Origin of the sequence: Roseburia zhanii (assembly GCF_014287635.1) — a bacterium.
Taxonomy (GTDB): domain Bacteria; phylum Bacillota; class Clostridia; order Lachnospirales; family Lachnospiraceae; genus Roseburia_B; species Roseburia_B zhanii.
Window position 1 is genome coordinate 200,744 of record NZ_JACOPH010000004.1, and the last position, 18,808, is coordinate 219,551.

14 protein-coding genes are annotated in these 18,808 nt (G+C 41.0%); 2 read left to right on the forward strand and 12 right to left on the reverse strand.

What is annotated here, in order from left to right; genetic code table 11:
• The 5 genes from H8S17_RS07400 to H8S17_RS07420 all read right to left on the reverse strand — a co-directional run bounded on the left by H8S17_RS07400 (position 1) and on the right by H8S17_RS07420 (position 3,823).
• Positions 1 to 771, reverse strand: coding sequence for a type II secretion system F family protein (locus H8S17_RS07400; RefSeq protein ID WP_186866798.1), 771 nt, complete (start codon positions 769 to 771; stop codon positions 1 to 3).
• Complete coding sequence (locus H8S17_RS07405; protein ID WP_186866799.1) at positions 714 to 1,922, reverse strand: CpaF family protein; 1,209 nt, start codon at positions 1,920 to 1,922, stop codon at positions 714 to 716. The genes H8S17_RS07400 and H8S17_RS07405 overlap by 58 nt, the downstream gene beginning before the upstream one ends.
• On the reverse strand, positions 1,915 to 2,919 hold the full coding sequence (locus H8S17_RS07410; RefSeq protein WP_186866800.1) for a P-loop NTPase family protein: 1,005 nt from the start codon (positions 2,917 to 2,919) through the stop codon (positions 1,915 to 1,917). The genes H8S17_RS07405 and H8S17_RS07410 overlap by 8 nt, the downstream gene beginning before the upstream one ends.
• A 24-nt stretch (positions 2,920 to 2,943) precedes the next feature.
• Positions 2,944 to 3,438 carry an A24 family peptidase gene (locus H8S17_RS07415; protein ID WP_186866801.1) on the reverse strand — a complete coding sequence of 165 codons (495 nt, stop codon included), beginning with the start codon at positions 3,436 to 3,438 and terminating at the stop codon, positions 2,944 to 2,946.
• Between the two features lie 112 nt (positions 3,439 to 3,550).
• Positions 3,551 to 3,823, reverse strand: coding sequence for a pro-sigmaK processing inhibitor BofA family protein (locus H8S17_RS07420; protein WP_178051026.1), 273 nt, complete (start codon positions 3,821 to 3,823; stop codon positions 3,551 to 3,553).
• Between the two features lie 132 nt (positions 3,824 to 3,955).
• Between H8S17_RS07420 and H8S17_RS07425 the strand changes: the two genes are divergently transcribed.
• A complete protein-coding gene (locus tag H8S17_RS07425; RefSeq protein WP_178051025.1) occupies positions 3,956 to 4,207 on the forward strand; it encodes a YaaL family protein in 252 nt (83 codons plus the stop codon).
• On the opposite strand, the gene H8S17_RS07430 is transcribed toward H8S17_RS07425, so the two are convergent.
• From H8S17_RS07430 to H8S17_RS07455, 6 genes are all read right to left on the reverse strand, one after another.
• Positions 4,171 to 4,647 carry a flagellar export chaperone FliS gene (locus H8S17_RS07430; protein ID WP_178051024.1) on the reverse strand — a complete coding sequence of 159 codons (477 nt, stop codon included), beginning with the start codon at positions 4,645 to 4,647 and terminating at the stop codon, positions 4,171 to 4,173. The two genes, H8S17_RS07425 and H8S17_RS07430, sit on opposite strands and share 37 nt — an antisense overlap.
• Before the next feature lie 10 nt (positions 4,648 to 4,657).
• Positions 4,658 to 6,091 carry a flagellin N-terminal helical domain-containing protein gene (locus H8S17_RS07435; protein WP_186866802.1) on the reverse strand — a complete coding sequence of 478 codons (1,434 nt, stop codon included), beginning with the start codon at positions 6,089 to 6,091 and terminating at the stop codon, positions 4,658 to 4,660.
• Positions 6,092 to 6,183: 92 nt separating this feature from the next.
• Positions 6,184 to 9,342, reverse strand: a complete 3,159-nt coding sequence (locus H8S17_RS07440; protein WP_186866803.1) for a DUF6240 domain-containing protein — start codon at positions 9,340 to 9,342, stop codon at positions 6,184 to 6,186.
• 165 nt (positions 9,343 to 9,507) lie between these two features.
• Positions 9,508 to 11,415, reverse strand: a complete 1,908-nt coding sequence (gene glgB, locus H8S17_RS07445) for a 1,4-alpha-glucan branching protein GlgB (protein ID WP_186866804.1) — start codon at positions 11,413 to 11,415, stop codon at positions 9,508 to 9,510.
• A 55-nt stretch (positions 11,416 to 11,470) separates the two neighbouring features.
• A complete protein-coding gene (locus tag H8S17_RS07450) occupies positions 11,471 to 14,017 on the reverse strand; it encodes a P-loop NTPase family protein (RefSeq protein ID WP_243238001.1) in 2,547 nt (848 codons plus the stop codon).
• A 1,700-nt stretch (positions 14,018 to 15,717) separates the two neighbouring features.
• Positions 15,718 to 15,966: a hypothetical protein gene (locus tag H8S17_RS07455; RefSeq protein WP_186866805.1), complete on the reverse strand. Its 249-nt coding sequence runs from the start codon at positions 15,964 to 15,966 to the stop codon at positions 15,718 to 15,720.
• 321 nt (positions 15,967 to 16,287) lie between these two features.
• On the opposite strand from H8S17_RS07455, the gene H8S17_RS07460 reads away from it, so the two are divergent.
• The gene (locus tag H8S17_RS07460) at positions 16,288 to 16,629 is read left to right on the forward strand and encodes a hypothetical protein (protein WP_118668428.1); all 342 of its coding nucleotides are present in this window, start codon (positions 16,288 to 16,290) and stop codon (positions 16,627 to 16,629) included.
• A 348-nt stretch (positions 16,630 to 16,977) separates the two neighbouring features.
• Here the strand turns inward: H8S17_RS07460 and ftsH are convergent, their stop codons facing one another.
• Entirely contained in the window at positions 16,978 to 18,801 is a 1,824-nt protein-coding gene (ftsH, locus tag H8S17_RS07465; RefSeq protein WP_186866806.1) for an ATP-dependent zinc metalloprotease FtsH, read from the reverse strand.
• Positions 18,802 to 18,808: the final 7 nt, after the last annotated feature.

The window sequence follows — 18,808 nt, forward strand, 5'->3', positions numbered from 1 at the left end:
TTAAACCTCAACCTCCACGATCTTCTCTCCTAAAAAGAAGGAACATCCATACACGAACAATGCTATCGTCATAATAAAAATACCCATGGCATTTCCGTATAAGACTCCGATAAACTCCGGTGATGTCAGCCGTAAAAATCCTAAGATACCAAGCGGTATCACGCACATGATCTTCTGTTCCAGCGCTTTTTCAGACATTACTGTATGGATTTCTTCTGAAACTTCGATCTTATCGCAGATACGCTCGATCGTTGTTCTGATGATATGGATGAAATCCCCGCCTCCACGCTTTGCATAACAGAAGATCTCTACAAAACTGTTAATATCTTCACTTTTACTTTCTTCTGCAAAGTCTTTTAAGATCTGTTCGATTGGTTCCTGTAAGCCGATGCGTCTTTCCATCTGTCCTAGCTGTATCAACAGGGCACAATCTGCACCATAGAGCATTTTCATTTCCTCTAATCCTTTTAAAAAGGCCTTTTCAATGGAATATCCAGCCATCAGCACGCTGCTTACCGCATACATATAATCCTTAAATTCCAGATTGATCTGTGCCAGCCGTTTACGATTTCTCTTATGTGTCATATAACGGTTGACAAGCAGATAGATAAGCGGAAATAATACCATTCCATAGACAGAATCGTAAAACAAAACTGCGACTGCTAAATTGACTGTGGCTGCAATGGCACCTTCTGATATAATCTGCCGTAAATTTAAAAGCCTGCCGCCTGCCATTTTTCCCGATGCAGCAATTCCCCCTGTTTTTCCCATCTTCCCTCTATCCTTCCGTTTACTTCTTTCGTTTCCACAAACTGATACAGTACATTTAATAGGATCTCACCATCTTTCATACCTTCTATCTCTGCGATCTCTAATACTTTTCTGCTCTTATCCCGCAGTCTGCCGAGATGGATAAAAATATCAATGCCGGAAACGATCTGTCCCCGTATCGCAGCTATCGGAAGTTCCATTCCCATCAGTACCATTGTTTCTAAGCGGTGGATCATGTCATAAGTTCCATTGGCATGTCCTGTTCCAAGGCTGCCGGAATGTCCGGTATTGTTTGCACTCAACAGATCGATCGCTTCTGCACCCCTGCACTCCCCGACAATGATACGGCTGGGACGCATCCGAAGTGCAGTTCGTATCAGTTCACGGATTCCAATAGAATCCACACCTTCAAACCCTGCTGTCCTTGTTTCTAAACGGATGAGATTTGCAATACCATTTAGCTGCAATTCTGCTGAATCTTCAATCGTGATCACACGCTCATCTTTAGGAATATAGCCTGAAAGTGCATTTAAAAAGGTCGTTTTTCCGGCTCCTGTTCCGCCTGATACAAAGATGTTATATCCTGACTTTACCAGTTTTTCTAAAAAATCTGCCATTTCCTGCGACAGGGAACCATAGGCTAAGAGTTTTTCCATATTCATAGGTTCTTTTGAAAACTTCCGGATTGAGATACTAGAGCCATCTAAAGACACCGGCTGCAGCACGATATTCACTCTTGAACCATCTGCCAACCTTGTATCTACAATCGGAGAGGCTTCATTGACCATACGGTTTCCACCTGCACAAATAGTCTGTATCAGGTCTGAGAGTTCTTCTTCTTTAGAAAATGTCTTAGGAAACAAATGCAGTTCTCCCTGTTTTTCATAAAAGATCTTATCTGCTCCATTGACTAAGATTTCTGTCACTTCTTCATCATCAATAAGTTCCTGTAATATGCCAAACTTCCGAAAAGAGTCGAATAATGCCTTTGCATATGTCTTTCGTTCATCAAAAGACAGCAGACCATTTTTGTCTGTTTTCTGCAATTCCTCCTCAATCTGTTCCATCAGTTCTGCATCGGAAAGTTCTCTGCTGCTATCCATCTTTTCTAAAACTGTTTCTTTTATCGTAAGATATAATTCCCTATCCATCGATCACCGCTCCTCCATATAATGTTCTGCGGATATAGTCACCCATTGTTCCATACAGATCTGCTTCTAAGAGGTTTTCCTCCGCACCTGCCTGCCGTTCTAACAGATGCAGGCTATGCATTTTTTCTACGGTATCCATGCTTTTCTTTTGCAGATATGTCAAAAATGCATCCATGCGGCAATGGTTGAGCCGCCCTTCTTTTTTCAGACAGTAAAAATTAGAAAATAATGGGATCAGTTCTGCAAATCCCAAAAAGATCCTGCCAAAATCAACGATCACGACATCATAGCCACTGTTATTTTTTAAAGCGATAAAAAATTTCTCATATAACGACTGTGAAATTTCTGATAAATGTTCGGGATTTACTGCCGGTGGGATATAATCAAAATTCCGACAGGTTTTTAAGATACTATGCAGATACAATGAAAAATCGTAATCTTCATGCATCATGGTATAGAACAGATCACCGATATCGGCTGTTGCTTCTGTATGAAGCAGTTCATAGAATCCGCTGTTTTCCATCAGATTTACATATAAGACCTTCTGGTCTGCTGCTAAGATCTGTGCCATTGTCATGCTAAAAAGCATCTGATCTTCATGCGACACCGGAGAATATATCCCGATCAGTTCTGCCGTATTTAAAAAAACTTCCTTTCCTTCTCTGTTTTCCTGCCAGAGATACGATGCGATCTTTGCCGATAATTTCTCTGCTGACTGGTATTTATCCACATGCAGGCAGCCTTGGACCGCATAACCATCTTCCTCTGACAGCAGGATCTTCTTTTCTGAAAAATCCTGCTCTTTCATCATTTCCCAGAACGGATACGTCATAACGACTGCATCAAACTGTTCTGTCATACGGCTCTTTAAAAAACTGTCTGCATCTGTAAATGTGTAGATTTTAAAAAAGTTTTCCTTTTTCTGTACAAAGTACCCTTTAAGCTGTTCTAAATACAGCTCCTCCTCATCTAAAAAAGCAATTTTTAACTGAATCATCTAACACCCCTCTTTCGTATTTTGCTAGAAATATAGTGTACAGATGGTACCAAAGAGAACCGGCACAGAAAATGCAAATGAAAACTGCTCCTCTTTAAAGACCGGCTCATATTGTGTGATCTTCCCTGTCCGTATCGTGTAGAATAGATATAAGATCCCCTGCCGGATACGCTGCCGACGTCTTTTATCTGCTGCTAAAAATAAAACTGCTCCTGCTCCCGCAGCCAAAAAACTGTATGCCATACACTTTAATAATTCCTGCATTGTAAGAAAACTGCCTATCATGGAAAATAATTTAATGTCGCCTGCCCCAAGGACACGCATTTGAAATAAAAGATATAATAGAATAACCGGAATGGACACATTCCGTAGAAAATAATACATACCGCAGATCTGATAATTCCTTATCTGAAAAAAGGATCCGATCATAAGACCTGCTGCAATCAGCCTGTTCGATACCTTACCGGACCGAATATCCTGTACTGCTGCAATCACAAGACACCCTAACAGCAGTATCATATCTACCCTTCCAATACACCACCTCGCATCTGTTTTTGATGTTTTGCATTATAGAACTCATTTTCTGGTTTGTCTACTGATTTCTGACAACTTTTTTATTTTTGTGAATTTGTCACAATAAATGATAAAACATAATGCCATAAAGAAGCCCTAAGCCCCCTGTACCAAGGCTTCCGACTGTCAAAACCGTAAATGGATTAATACCAACCGCACCTGCGATCCCCAGCTTTGCAAGGCAAAGATTGACTGCATAAATCCCCATCGTTCCTAAGACTGCACGCACAATAAAGTTCAATAAGATCTCCGCATTTTTTCTCAAAAAACCGATCGCAAGCACTAATATACAGATGCCTGCCACGACTAACATTCCTGCCTTTGTATCCATAAATTGATAACCTGTCTGACTGATTTTTATATAAATATATACGCAGAGTTGAAAAATATACCTTTTTTTGTATACTCTTCAAATTTTTGACTATAATTTAAGTAAACGATAACAGGTGAAAGCGGGGCTAGTATGAATCCAATGTTTAAGAACAGTGTACTTTATGACAAACGCTATGCTGTACTGTTAGATGATCTAGAAAAAACAAAACACGATTTAGATTCTGCGTATACAAATCTTGCTAATGTGATTGAACCCGATCTGATCGACTGTTATATCTATGAAGTCCAGTCTGTTCAGATGCGCTATAAGTTTCTCCTTAGCCGTGTAAAACAAATAGAGGATTCTTATGCAAAGAATCCTCTTGAAGTTTCAGGCACCTGAAACGTTTCTGTTAAATCATTTTTACCGTATGTCATACCGGCATAGACCTGCTGTGTATTCTGCATCAGCGGGAGCGAATGGTCCTGTTTTGAGGCTTCCATGAAAGCCTCATACAGGTCTTTTAAAACAGCTAGCACATCTTCTAACTCATCTGTACTGTTCTTTACAATGGCTTTTGCCATGGTCTCTTTTGAAAACACATACAAAGAATATAAATTCTTTGATACTTCGTATTGAAAATTTAATGCATGGATCAGTTCATCTACTGCACGCTGGGCTTTTCTTAATGCATTTTTAAATCCTTCATGATCCCCTGCCGCATAACTTTGCTTCGCATCCTCAATATATGCAAATACAATATCATAGATGATCACGATCATACTGCCTTTGTTGCACTGGCTGATCCTTCTTGTAAAATCTTTGATCTGTTCCTGCTTCATAAGCCGCCTCTTACTGGAGTAACTGCAATACAGACTGTGGAATGTCATTTGCCTGCGCTAATACAGAAGTTCCTGCCTGCTGCAATACTGTATATTTGGTATATTCTGTCATTTCTTTTGCCATATCTACATCACTGATCCTTGAGATCGCATTTGTCATATCCTCTTCCGATGCATCTAAGCTGCTGACTGCATACTCTAACCGGTTCTGGTAAGCTCCGACTGCGGAACGAACAGAAGTTGTTGTCTTGATCGCTTCATCTAATCTTGCGATTGCTCTATCCCCACCATCTACTTTTGTCACATCAACTTCATCTAAGTATAAAGTTTTGCTGGAGATCTCAGGGATTCTGACCTGCATTGTCTGATGCTCATTTGCACCGATCTGTAAAGTCATTGTACCAATATCGGTTACTTCGATATTAACGTCACCTTTTTTACCTGCATCCAATACAAAATCCATTTCAAATCCTGCTACATCTGTGATTTTAACTTTGTTGCCATCCATGATAACTGTAGTCTGTGCATCAAAGGACGAGGTAAGATCTGCCTTAACGTCTGCGTCTGTTCCAACTGTCTGTGTAGCTGCATCTAAACCTAAGAAAGAAGCTAATGCATTGTTGCTGCAACTGATCTGGATCTCAGAAGAAGTTCCATACTGGTTTGATACAAATGCAAGTGTATCTCCAAAATCAAATGTCTTATCTAACATTTCATAACCGCCACTGGTCGGATAAGTATCATAGTCCTGTGTTGCTGCCGGATCGATCACCATTAAGTTCACATCTGCCTTTTCCGCACCAAATCTTAATTTTTCAAATACAGATGCCGCATTTTCACCGGCAGAAATCTCAACTTCATTTCCATTGATCGTCACTGTTCCTTCCGGAATCGTACCTGCTGTTGTTGTCGTTGGAAGTGCAGACTGTTTTGCCGGCTCATTGACTGTAATCTTATAATTACCGGTTCCAACACTGTCGGAAACTGCCATTCTCGATGTTCCATCTGCATATACTCTTGTATCTGATGTTCCATCTAATAATTTTTTTGTATTATATTCTGTATCTCTTGAAATACGGTCTACTTCTGATACTAACGAATCGATTTCCTTCTGGATTGCTTCCCTGTCCTCTAACTGGTTCGTATCGGTTGCTGCCTGCACAGATAATTCTCTCATACGCTGTAACATGCTTGTGATCTCACCTAATGCAGAATCTGCAATCTGTAATACGCTGATACCATTTGAAGCATTTTCAGATGCTTTTCCTAAACCATCGATCTGAGCCTGCATCTTATTGGAAATTGCCATACCTGCAGGATCATCTTTTGCATGATTGATCTTTAAGCCTGAAGATAAACGTTCCATGGAATCTGCAAGACTATTCTCCGTTCTTAGTAATTGTGCATTTGTTATAACTGCCGACATATTGTGATTAACTTTCATATCATCTTACCTTCCTATTCTTCCTGCGCATCCATGCAATCTGTTACATCCTTGTATTCTCTACTGTATCTATCTCTGTTTTGTATATCGGTTTAAAATTGAAGTTCCTTAACGCTTTCAATAAAGCTCTTTGCGATTTTGTATAGCCTTACTGTCTGGACTGCATACTCACTGTTTTGACTGTCTTTTTCATCTTTGATGATCTCTTTTTTAAACTGTGAAAAATCGAGATCTTCTGCATAAGTACATTTCAGAGCACAGTTTTCACCTAACGATTCTGCGATCTTATCTGCATTTTTCGACAAAAGATCCTCTGTGTCCTGATCATCTGCTGCGATCAGTCCGGTAATGCCTTCTTCTTTTGCCGCTATGCTTGCAGCTACTTTGCCTGCATTCTCCATTTCAAACATGATCTCAACCATACCATGCCGCTTTGTTCCACGGACGATCTTTAATGAAAGATTTGTGACCTCATCTCCGACAAGCACCGGTATGTTGTATTCTTCTTCATCTGCCATCTTTCCTGCGATCGAAAGCTGTGTATTCATCAGCTTTAATTCACGGATATCCATGCTGGTAATGTGTTTTTCATCTGCGATCATCGTTTTCATCACATTTTCTGCAGTTTCGGCTAATGCCTCCTGTGCGGCTGCCATTTCTTCCGGTGTCTTTAATGCTTCTGAAAACTTCTCTAGGATATCCTGCTCGATCGCTGCAAAATCAACTTCTTCTCCTGAAAATACTTCATCACTGTTAAACAACTGTGAAAATACCTGATTCCGCTTATTTAACAGGCGGTTTGCTGCAATCACGTTATTGATCGTATTGGGGATTTCAAAATGCTCCAGCAGATGGTATACTTCATCGTCTGCCGTTGCTGCTTCTTCTGCTTCTTTTAACTGGCTTTTTGCATAATCATGTTCTAATGCTAAATCTGCTTCCTGCGTTTCTTTTGCATATTCCATCAATGCTTCTTTTAACTGCTCCGGTGTATAATTTTCCCAGTCGGAGTTTTCTAACAGCCTCTGCATCGTTACCGGAGTCAGTGTTTTGGCCACATCTTTGATACAATTATTCTGGTATGCCGTATCAATCTGCTCGGTAATGGATTTTGCAGCCATACTGCCCTTATCTGCTCCTGCAAATTCATCATCGATCGTATAGTCCATGCCGCTTTTCTTTGCGCTGCGCACAGCCGTTAGCAGATTGCGCATCGTAAGTTCGCCGCCCTGGCTTATCAGCGCTCCGATCGCAGCACCATCTGTCTTTTCCACCTGACGGATCAGACGGTAAATACCGATATAAGACTCTCTTTCATCTTGTGAGATCTCATGGTTCTGCTCTAGTTTCCACAGGTATTCGCTGAAGCGCTTTGTATCCTCTGCACCTGTTTCTTCCTGTATACTCTCCACTGTGGCATTTAATTCTTCTAACGGCATATCTAATGGGTTATTTCCCTGACGGATCAGTTCCCGTACTGCTGCCGGCGTCAGATTTGAAAATGTTCTCTGTACCCGTTCATCTGCCGCTTTCATTGTCGTAATGGATTCTTCCGTGATCTCTAACTGGTTATATGCTAAGATTCTGACTGCCCTGCGGTTTGCTTCACTGCTCTCTAAACCGATATCTTTTAGGATGTCATCCACATTGGCAAATGCCTTTTGTATAGAATCTCCTAAATCTTTTCTCGGTGCAGTCATCAGTGTTTCATAACTTTCGCCTGCTTTTTCAAATGTATCTTTTAATGCAGTACCTGCTTCGTGCAGTCCGTTTACTGTATCGAGATCATATCCATGCATTCCTAACAGATATGCCGGCATTTCTTTTAAATCCGATACTTTTTGGGACGTTTCTTCAAATAGTGCGGCTGCACCTGCATCTTCTACTTCCCCATTCTCCTGAAGCAATGCGGTATAATAACTGCTCTCCTGCTGTTTTAAATCTTCAACTAATGCCTCTAACGGCTTTGTATCTATGGAAATTCCCTGCTTGATAAGTGCCCGGTTGGCTTCGGTCGTCATTGCAAGCCTTGTTTCCTCTAACACTCTTTTTGCCCGTAAAAATGCAAGTCCCTGATCGGTAATGGCTTCTAGGGCACCATTATTTTCACCTGCATCTGTGACAGGGTTTGTTTCCTCTGCACTTTTATTTCCTGCTGTGATCAGATCATCTGCTTTGGTCAGATCAAGGATTCCATTTTTCCGCTGTGTGATCGTCTGTTCTAAACTTTCGACAGAAATTTCTATATTATTCGCAACTAAGTAGGCAATATCTTCTTCGGTTGCCTCTGTCACGATCTCTACGGCATGTTCTGCCTGTGCCGTAATCGAATATTCCGGCAGAAGCATCGCATCATTTGGACGGTTTCCTTCTGATACTGCGGTTACGATCGCAGAGATGACATTGTTTCCTTCCATTGGAAGTGCAAGGTTACTTAATTTCTGCATATAAGAAAAATTCTCAGCTGTCAGTGGTATCTCGCTTTCTACCATCCACTTACTGTCAGAAAGTGTCTGTTCATTTACCTCTTCCCCAGCGGCAGTAATAACCTGCTCTAACTGAGCAGTAAATGCTTCAAAATCAATCTCAGAATCCTGTGGCGGCATATAAGATGCACTTCCTGAAAATTCTGCCATATACAGATTCTCAATGCTCGGCTCTAAACGGTTATCTAACAGATATTTGATTGCACCTTCGGATAACGGTTTTAACTCCTGTGCCTGTGCATATGCTTCAACACCCTCTGTAAGATTTGCTTCTGTTGCCGGCAGATTTGCTCCTTCTAAACACTTCTGAAGCTGTGCGGCTGCGGCTGCATTACCGCCTAATGACTCTAACTGCTCCTGTGTCAGGGAATCTCCAAATACGGAAACGTCCACACCTGCTTTTGCAAGCTGCACTTTGATCTTATCCATCGCTGTAATGACCGTATGGCTTGCCATATCCCCGACGGAAAATCCATCTTCTTCGGCTTGTCTGTAATCTTCTGCTGACATCGTATTTGCCATGACTGCCATCTGGTTTTTCCGCTCTGTGGCATCCATCTGATTACTCATTTTTTCCTCAAATTCTTCTATGACACCCTTTGTCAGTTCCTCTTTTCCATAACCGGTCTGTCCCATGCGGACGGATTTTTCTAACTTGTCCGTTTTCGTCTTTATGGTTTCCTGAAAAGAAGTTGTCACCTTCGCTTTTTCAAATGGTGACTCTACTGTAGTCTGTTCTATGCCTTTCCCATTTTCTATCTTCATAAATTTTACCTCAAATTCTTATACTGTTTATTATTTCGGTAAAATCCTCCAAAAAATAAACATATCTCAGGCATTTTGTCTGAAACAATTCGGATTTATAAAAAGAGGCAGTATATGCATCTAAGCTCACATATACTGCCTCTTTCCTATGTATATCGCATTTTCCTAATAAGAGAATCTAAAGATTGCAACACCATATCCCGGCAACGGATAAGAAATTGAATAGTCCCTTCCGTCACATTCGGATTTGACCGCTTTATAACTTAGCGGACGTTTCGTTCCCTCTGCCTGGAACTTCTCATCATCACTGTGAAAGATCAGACGGTATGATTTATTCACCGGCACGCCGACACGATAGTCATCTCTTGCAACCGGTGTAAAGTTACAGACAAAAAGCAGACAGTTCTTGCCATCTTTGCTCTTTCTGATAAAGCTGAAAATACTGCGGTCTGCGTCATTTGCATTGATCCACTCAAAGCCGTTCCACTCATGGTCTAATTCGTACATTGCCGGATATTTCTTATAGATGTGCAGTAATTCCTTTACAAATGTCTGCATAGATTTGTGGCTTGGATTATCTAACAGATACCACTCTAATTCCGTCTTTTCACTCCATTCGTGGAGCTGTGCAAATTCCTGTCCCATAAACAGAAGTTTCTTGCCCGGATGTCCCATCATAAAAGCATATCCCACTTTTAAGTTCGAGAATTTATCTTCACCTGTTCCCGGCATTTTATTGATCATAGAGCACTTTAAATGCACCACCTCATCATGGGAAAGGACTAAGATATATTTCTCACTGTTATTATAAGACATTGCAAATGTCATTTTATTGTGGTTGTTTTTTCTGAAATACGGATCTAATTTCATATAATCCAAAAAATCGTGCATCCAGCCCATATTCCATTTGAAGGAGAAATTCAGTCCACCTTCCGGTGCCGGTCCTGTTACCATCGGCCATGCGGTAGATTCTTCTGCGATCATAACCGTTCCCGGATTCCGTCCGGTGATCAGTGTATTGATATGTTTGAAAAATTCGATCGCTTCTAAATTCTTATTCTCTCCATACTTATTCGGTATCCACTGTCCCGCATCTTTGCCATAATCTAAATACAGCATAGATGCAACTGCATCGACACGCAGTCCGTCAATATGGTAATGCTCGATCCACATCAAAGCACTTCCGATCAAAAAGTTTTTGACCTGATTATTGCCATAATTAAAGATCTTTGTACCCCAGTCCGGATGTTCACCCATTCTAGGATCGGCATATTCATACAATGCCTGTCCGTCAAATTCTGCTAATCCATGTGCATCTTTTGGGAAATGTGCCGGTACCCAATCTAAGATCACACCGATATTATTCTTATGGAAATAGTTGACTAACCATGCAAAATCCTCCGGTTTACCATAGCGGGAAGTCGGTGCATAATAGCCTGTTACCTGATAACCCCATGAACCGTCAAACGGATATTCTGATATTCCCATCAGTTCGATATGCGTATAGCCCATTTTTTTCACATAACTGCATAAGGATTTTGCAAGTTCCCGATAGGTATAAAATCCGCCATCCCCATCTTCTCCCGGATGACGCATCCATGAGCCCGGATGCACTTCATAGATACTCATCGGCTGATGATCCATCGTTCCATGAGATGCACGTTTTTTCATCCATACATCATCTGTCCATTTAAAGTGCTCTATATCGGTAATACGTGAAGCTGTTCCCGGCCTTACTTCTGCAAAATTCGCATACGGATCGGCTTTGTATAACTTTCTTCCGTCAGGAGTGATGATCAGATATTTGTACAGACTTCCTGTTCCAAGTCCCGGAATGAACAACTCATAAATACCTGCTTCTTCCGGCTCTAAACGCTCCATCTCATGTTTTGTTTCATTCCATTCATTAAATTCCCCAATGACAAACACTTTTTCGGCATGAGGTGCATAAACTGCAAAACAGATTCCTTTTTTATTTCTGCGTATCTGTGGATGTGCACCTAATTTTTTGTAAATATCGTAGTGTGTTGCCTGCCCAAATAAATACATATCCAGTTCTGAAAAATTACCCATACCTTTACCCTCCGAGTTCCTTTATTATGTAACGGCAGTCATTTCCTGCTATTATTTATTCTTCAAAATCTTTCTCTCTTAAGATAACATAATCATCCTCGGTATATCTTCTGGACGTAATGATCGAAAGTGCCTTTTTTAAGGACTTCTTCTCTGCCTTCTCAATGGCTTCGTCCACGATCTCTTTGACTTCTGTTAAAGTTGTCGCCCGGTCAAGTTTCTGTATATTGCTGATACGGTTATAGAGTGCAAGCACTCCCATATTATCAATCTCATAATCAAGATCATGTGCATAGGCTTTTCCAAACTCGACTAATTCATCACTGGTAAATACCGGAATTGTGATCTTTTCGGTAAATTTCTTTGCAAGTCCTTCATCTCTGCCCATTGCCTGATTTAAACCGACTCTGGTATCTTCCATAATGACCAGGATACCGCTTGTATCCGTTTCTAAGAGAAGCGACAGCTTGACTGCTGTTTCCCGGTCAATCTCACCTGCCCGCTCAATGATCAGACAACCGCCGGAAATCTTCTTTAATAGTGCTGAGAGGTCTTTTTTATTCAATGCTTCTGCATCGATCTTACCGATCTTGCCATTCGGACGTTTGACTTCCTTTTGAAGTGCCTTGATGAGCCCTGTTGCAAGAACTGTCTTTCCGCAGCCTTTGCCACCCTGTATCAGGATATTTCCGGTTGCTGAACTTGCACATTTTGACAATCTTGCAGATGCTCCGGTCAATACCTGACAGATCTGGCGTTCCATTCCGTCAACCGGTACAAAATAGGAAAAGATTGCTTTCTGTGCATCACTTAACTTTGTAATTGCCGGACGTTCTCCTGCTACCGGATCTTCACCCTCATTTTCTAACTTCATAACCTGCTGCACTAAGGCTTCTGCGACCTTATCAGTCTTGATCTCCTTAGTGTCCTGCTTCATAAGCGGACTCTCTGCGGCATCTTCCATACCTTCCGGCATTGCGATCTCTGGCAGCGGCTGATCTGTTGCAGCACTCGTTTTACCATAAAATTCTGCTTCCGCAAGCTGCATTTCTTCTTCATTTGCTAAATATGGATCTGCTTTATCGGAAACCTCTGTTTCTACCGGATGTTCAACCTTCAACGCATGTTCTGTTTCAACAACTCCTTCTGGCTGAACCGGTTCCTCTGGTGCACCAGAACTCTCTGCAGCTGTCTGCGGTCTTTCAAACTCCCTTGGTACATATGGCTTTAATCCGATCTGTTCATCGAAATTCGGTTTTGCCTGTTTTACTTTGCGGAGCAGTTCATGTTCTGTTTCATCCTGAAGTCTGTCGATTTCCTGCTGAAGCCTATGGTTCACGTCTTCCATCAAACGTCCGGCACCTTCTTCATCGGATATCTGCTCTCCGCTCTCTAAGTAATCTTTCCTTAAAACCTCTGCCGGTGTCATGCCATTTTCTAACTTCGGCATCACATCTGCCAGACGATCCATAATATCTCCGGCTTCCTGCAAAGCTCTTGCTTTGGCGGATTCTAATTTCTGCTGGTCTGCCATCTGAAGTGCCGCCTCTGCAGCATGCATTTTCTTTTTCCATCCACTTAAGGAATCATGTATACTCATCTGACCGTTGAGCTGTGGTTTTTGTGCATCGCCCTCTGTATTCATGTTATGCTGTCCATCATGATCCTCTGATAAGATCTCTTTAAAATTCACTCTGAGTGCATCATCGATCTTCGCTTCCGTTTCCATATGTGCAGCTTCTTCCTCTGCTTCTTTTTTAGCATCTGCCGGAACTTGAAGATATGGGATCTCTCCTACCATCTTCTTGATCCCATCCATCGCATCGTCTACAGCTTCTTTCTCGGTCGCATCCATGATCTGCTGCATACTCTTTGCAAGTTCTTCCTGCAGGTTCGTTGTATTATATTTTTCAACATCCTCCTGAACTAACGGAATTGTAACGGAAGGTGCATCTGCCTCTGGTCTGATCTCCTTAATGCCATCCCGGTACTGTCTGAAACTGCGGTACTTATCTTCCTGTGACTTCGTAAGCGGCTGATAAAGCATCTTTAATTCTAAAGCACGTTCCACATAAACTCCGTCACCAAACCATAAGATCAGTTCATCGCAGGCATTGATACACTTCTCCACTTCGCCTGCACGATGATACAGATATGCTAATTCATATGCCCATTCTTCTGTATATTCAGATTCTTTTAATTCTTCTAAAATCGTGATCAGCGTATGGATATCTGCTCCTTTTGCCTTACTGATACGGTAACGGAGCACATATCTTAAATTATCATGGGGCGCAAGTTCTACGAATTCATCATAGTATTCTTCCGCTTCCTCGAAATTCTTCATCTTGATCGCAATTTCTGACAAACGGTATATGATCATTCTTCCGATCGGTGAACGGTCATATGCCATCAAAAGGATATCTCTTGCTTCTTCATAACGTTTCTGCTTTGTATAAACATCCCCTGCTTTGATCAATAAATTTATATTTTTTATTCTTCTCCAGTTGATCGTGTCTGCAATCTCTGCCGCTGTTGCATAATCTCCCTCGGCAGCTAATGCCTTCATCTGGTCTAGTTTTAGTTTATATTCGTATTTATCCAATTTGTGTCACCTCAAAAAGTGCAGATTTACTCCATTTAAGTGTAGCATAACAAGCGGTGTTATGTCAAAAAATATTCCTTGATTCTATATTAAAATTCTTACTCAAACTTCAACACCTCGATATCCCATATGCCGATATTTTAGAAATGCCGACTTTTGATTTTCTGAAATATCAGATTTTAGGACTTTATAAATATATCGGCATTGCTTACTAATAGAGATGTAACCAGTCATCACTATGATCTCTCGGAATCTTGAGTGATCATGCCAGCAAAACTCTGGCATTGAACTTTGAAAAGTAAATATTATTCTTGAACGTAAAATGAACGCAAGAAATAAACATAACTGTCGCTATGTTTCAAAAAATGAGATATAATAATCTACAGGATTATGCTACATCCAAAATCATTTTTTTCAGGGTTGATTCAGATGGCAAATCCCATGCATCCAGATGCTGTAACATCAGAATGTGACAGAGGCGGCAGTACCACATCTTAGTTGAGCGGTGTCTGCCGTCTTCTAATTTAAAATCTAATTTCTCGCGTTTGTTAGAACGCTCAGCAGAAGTTCTTGCATTGTATTCCTGTTTCCATGAGCTTTCGTACGTTTACTCTTCTCTCATCTGGTCATTTTTCAGCTCCAGCAGCTCATCCATTATTCTGGCATCCAGTGCTTCTGCCTTTTTTCCTTCCAGCAGATATGATCCACTGCAATTCAGGGCTTTTGCTATTTCCAGAACAATGCTGCTTTTCTCATTTCCCTGATTCTTGTTCGCATTGTATTTTCTGCATATGTATTTCTCATTCTTTTCTCCGTTTCCGGAGCCCAAACGGAAATACAACATGTCCTATGATTGAACAGAAAAAGAGCCTGCAAAACGCATTAAAATAAAACGATCTCTCGTTATATTTCCGTTTTGCAGGCTCCTTATAGTCTTCTGCTATATTCAACTCGTTTACAAACTCTTGCGCAGTGGGATCATCTTTAAGGATTCTCGGCATTACCGAAATCATGCTTCCGGCTCCTCTGTCCAGTCTGATGGTCCACCCACTGGCTCATTTTATTCAGTTATCTATTACTCGTGCAGTATTTTCATACTGCTTATATTATTCAAATCTGATTTTTTCTCCGATCCCGGATTGTCTTAAGTTCCCCTGATTTCAGATCCGCAATCGTAACCGTCCGGCATTTCGGACAAATGATATTCAATGATATTACTTCTTTACATGTTGCCAAAAACTTTCCACAGCCTGAACAATAAATCATTCTGTGTTCATTATCTCGTTTATCATTTCTCATTTCCATCCTAATAGTCGGTTTTTTCACTACTCCCCTATAAATATTACGATTCCCCTGTCTATTCTCCTTTGTGTTGTACAATATCCTGAGTACATATCTGGCCATTCTCTCAAAAAAATCGCGTTTTTCCTTCCAGGGCATATTAACAACTATTCTTTTGATATTCCTAGTCTTTATCGTTATCGTTCGACATATTACTCCTTCCATTTCATCCATAATAGAATACTATTTTCTTCTATAAATCAGAACCGAGTAATATGTGGAAGGTTTTGGACATATTAGCGTGATTTTTTCCAGATAAAACCAGACACCCAACACATATCAGTATTTTTTATTATTTGTACCAAGGACAGATTATGGGGATATTTTCCTATATTCTGTACCTTTTCTGTATGTTATTACTACATTACTCTTTTTTGCTGCCGTAATGCTTCCATATCTGTAGAGTACCTGCTGGCTTTTTCCTGATCATGTTCCTTTCCGCGGCAGTTCTCAAATATCTTCATATAAATTTCATCCACCACCCCTACGATTTCTTTCTTGCATCTCACACATATAATCTCAACACTGCAATTTCCCGCCATCTTAAACAACTGCTTTCCGCAGGACGGGCAGCTCACATATCTCATCTTAACTCTCTCAGTCATCATCAAAGTCCTCCTGACATTGTACAATTTGCGTACCATTCAACGGATAAGGGAAATGAAAACCATTGATGATTATATTCTCTGGATAAATGAGTTCCGATGTGCCGAAGTCCGCACCATTCATCCTGTGACCTTCTTGCTGATCTTTTCGATTGGTATAACACCATTAAAAAAACTATCTCTCCTCCATAAACCACATATTGTTGTCCTCATAGAAAAGATGGCTCTCTTTTCCGTCAACAATACAGGTATAACGTATTCCGACTCCACCTGCTTTCAGTCATCCTGGTGTTCAGCAGACTCCATCTAAAGGAGATGATCTGAATGAATAATAAAAAAATGTTAGATTTCCAGACAATCGCTGTTGATTTTGATGGCACTCTCTGCTACAGCAAATGGCCGGAGCTTGGTCAGCCAAACCAGGCACTGATCGAATATCTCCAGGAATGGAAACGCAATGGCAACAAACTCATTCTCTGGACCTGCCGCGCCGGCGAAGCTCTGTCGAAAGCTGTCGAATGGTGCCGGGAACAGAATCTTGAATTTGATGCCGTCAATGACAACCTTCCGGAAATCATAGAATTCTACGGACACAACAGCCGCAAGATATCCTGCGACTACTATATTGATGACCGAATGCTACTGCCGGAAAATGCGAAGGCATAGGACCTGTGATGGGTGCTATGCCTTTTATATTTGATTTTCAAAGAGTTACAATAATCCCTGGATGATCTGTATACTTTTCATCAAATGAGCTAATATCTATTTTATCTTCTAATATGGAATTTGATACTATAGCATAATCCCCCATACATGATAAAGGTTCTCTGTTTCCTTTTTGATACCAAATATCATATGCATTATATAATATCTTTCTAAACTCTTCCATGTTTCTATTATTGATAGTATTAAAATCTCCTATGAGAATATACTCTTCGTTAGAATGTTTCTGTAAAAATGAATACAATTCATTCCAAAATTGTTTATCATATTTGGGTGGAATTGGTTATCTAATTAACTACATGATTTTCTATCTAAAATATTCATAAATTCGTCACCTGTAATTGTTTCCTTCTCATACAAGTACATAGCCAGTTCGTCCAGTTTTTCCCTGTTTTCAGCAAGGATTTTTCTTGCTTTTTCATGCTCTGCTTTTACGAGCTGCACGACTTTTTCATCAATTTCCTTCTGGGTATCTGCTGAACAGGAAAGAGACGTATCGCCGCCAAGATACTGGTTGGTCACGGTTTCCATTGCCACCATGTCGAATTCATCTGTCATGCCGTAGCGGGTGATCATCGCTCTTGCAATTTTTGTTGCCTGTTCGATATCATTGGAGGCTCCGGTCGTGATCTCACCAAATACGATCTCCTCTGCCGCACGTCCGCCTGTAAATGTAGCAATCTTATTCTCAAGTTCTTTTTTCGTCATTAGATATTTATCACCTTGCTCAACTTGCATAGTGTAGCCGAGTGCACCTGAGGTACGCGGGATGATCGTAATCTTCTGGACCGGTGCTGAATGACTCTGCAATGCAGCTACCAGAGCGTGTCCTATCTCATGATATGCAACAATCTTCTTCTCCTGATCTGAAAGAACCGCATTCTTCTTCTGATATCCTGCAATAACCACTTCTATACTTTCTTCGAGATCAGATTCATTTACAACGGTCCTTCCACTACGGACAGCACGTAATGCTGCTTCATTTATAATATTAGCAAGCTCCGCACCGGATGCACCCGATGCCATACGTGCAATCGTATGCAGGTCAACATCATCAGATGCTTTTATCTTCTTGGCATGAACCTTTAAAATTGCTTCACGACCTGCAAGATCCGGCAGTTCAACCGGCACACGTCTGTCAAAACGTCCCGGACGTGTAAGTGCCGGATCTAACGACTCCGGACGGTTCGTTGCAGCAAGAATGATGACACCATTATTTCCTTCAAATCCATCCATCTCTGTAAGAAGCTGGTTTAAGGTCTGCTCTCTCTCATCATTTCCGCCCATTTGTCCGTCACGCTTTTTACCAATGGCATCAATTTCATCAATAAACACGATACATGGTGCCTTTTCCTTTGCCTGTCCGAAAAGATCTCGAACTTTGGAAGCTCCCATACCGACAAACATCTCAACGAATTCTGATCCGGACATTGAGAAAAATGGTACATTTGATTCACCCGCCACTGCTTTTGCAAGCATTGTTTTGCCGGTTCCCGGAGGTCCTACAAGAAGGACACCTTTTGGCATAGATGCACCTACATCGGTATACTTCTTCGGATTGTGAAGATAATCAACGATCTCTGAAAGGTTTTCTTTCGCCTCATCTTCTCCTGCAACGTCTGAAAAACGGATTCCCTCACTGGATTGCACATAAATCTTCGCATTGCTTTTTCCCATTCCAAAAGCCATCGAATTTTTTCCTCCGGCATGCTCCATCAGTTTCTTCGCCATATAATTTCCCAGTGCGATAAAAAGGATCAATGGCAAAACCCCGGTCAGCAGGAAGCTGATGATCGGTGACATCTGCTTATCGATATCTTTTGCGAATACTGCTCCACATTCATATAGCCTGTCCGTCAGGTTCGGATCGTTCATCAGACCTGTTTTATAAATATTTTTTTGATCTTTATCTGTAAAGATGATCTGATTGTCCTTAACTTCTACTTCACCAATATTCTTCTTCTCGATCATGCTCATAAAAGTTCCATAATCCGTTTCCTTTACCTGATGCTCCATAAGGATTGGTGTGACAACCAGATTAAATACGATCAGCACTATTAACACAATCCCATAATAATATGCCAGTGGTTTTTTCGGTGTTTTAACTTCTTTCATGGTCTTT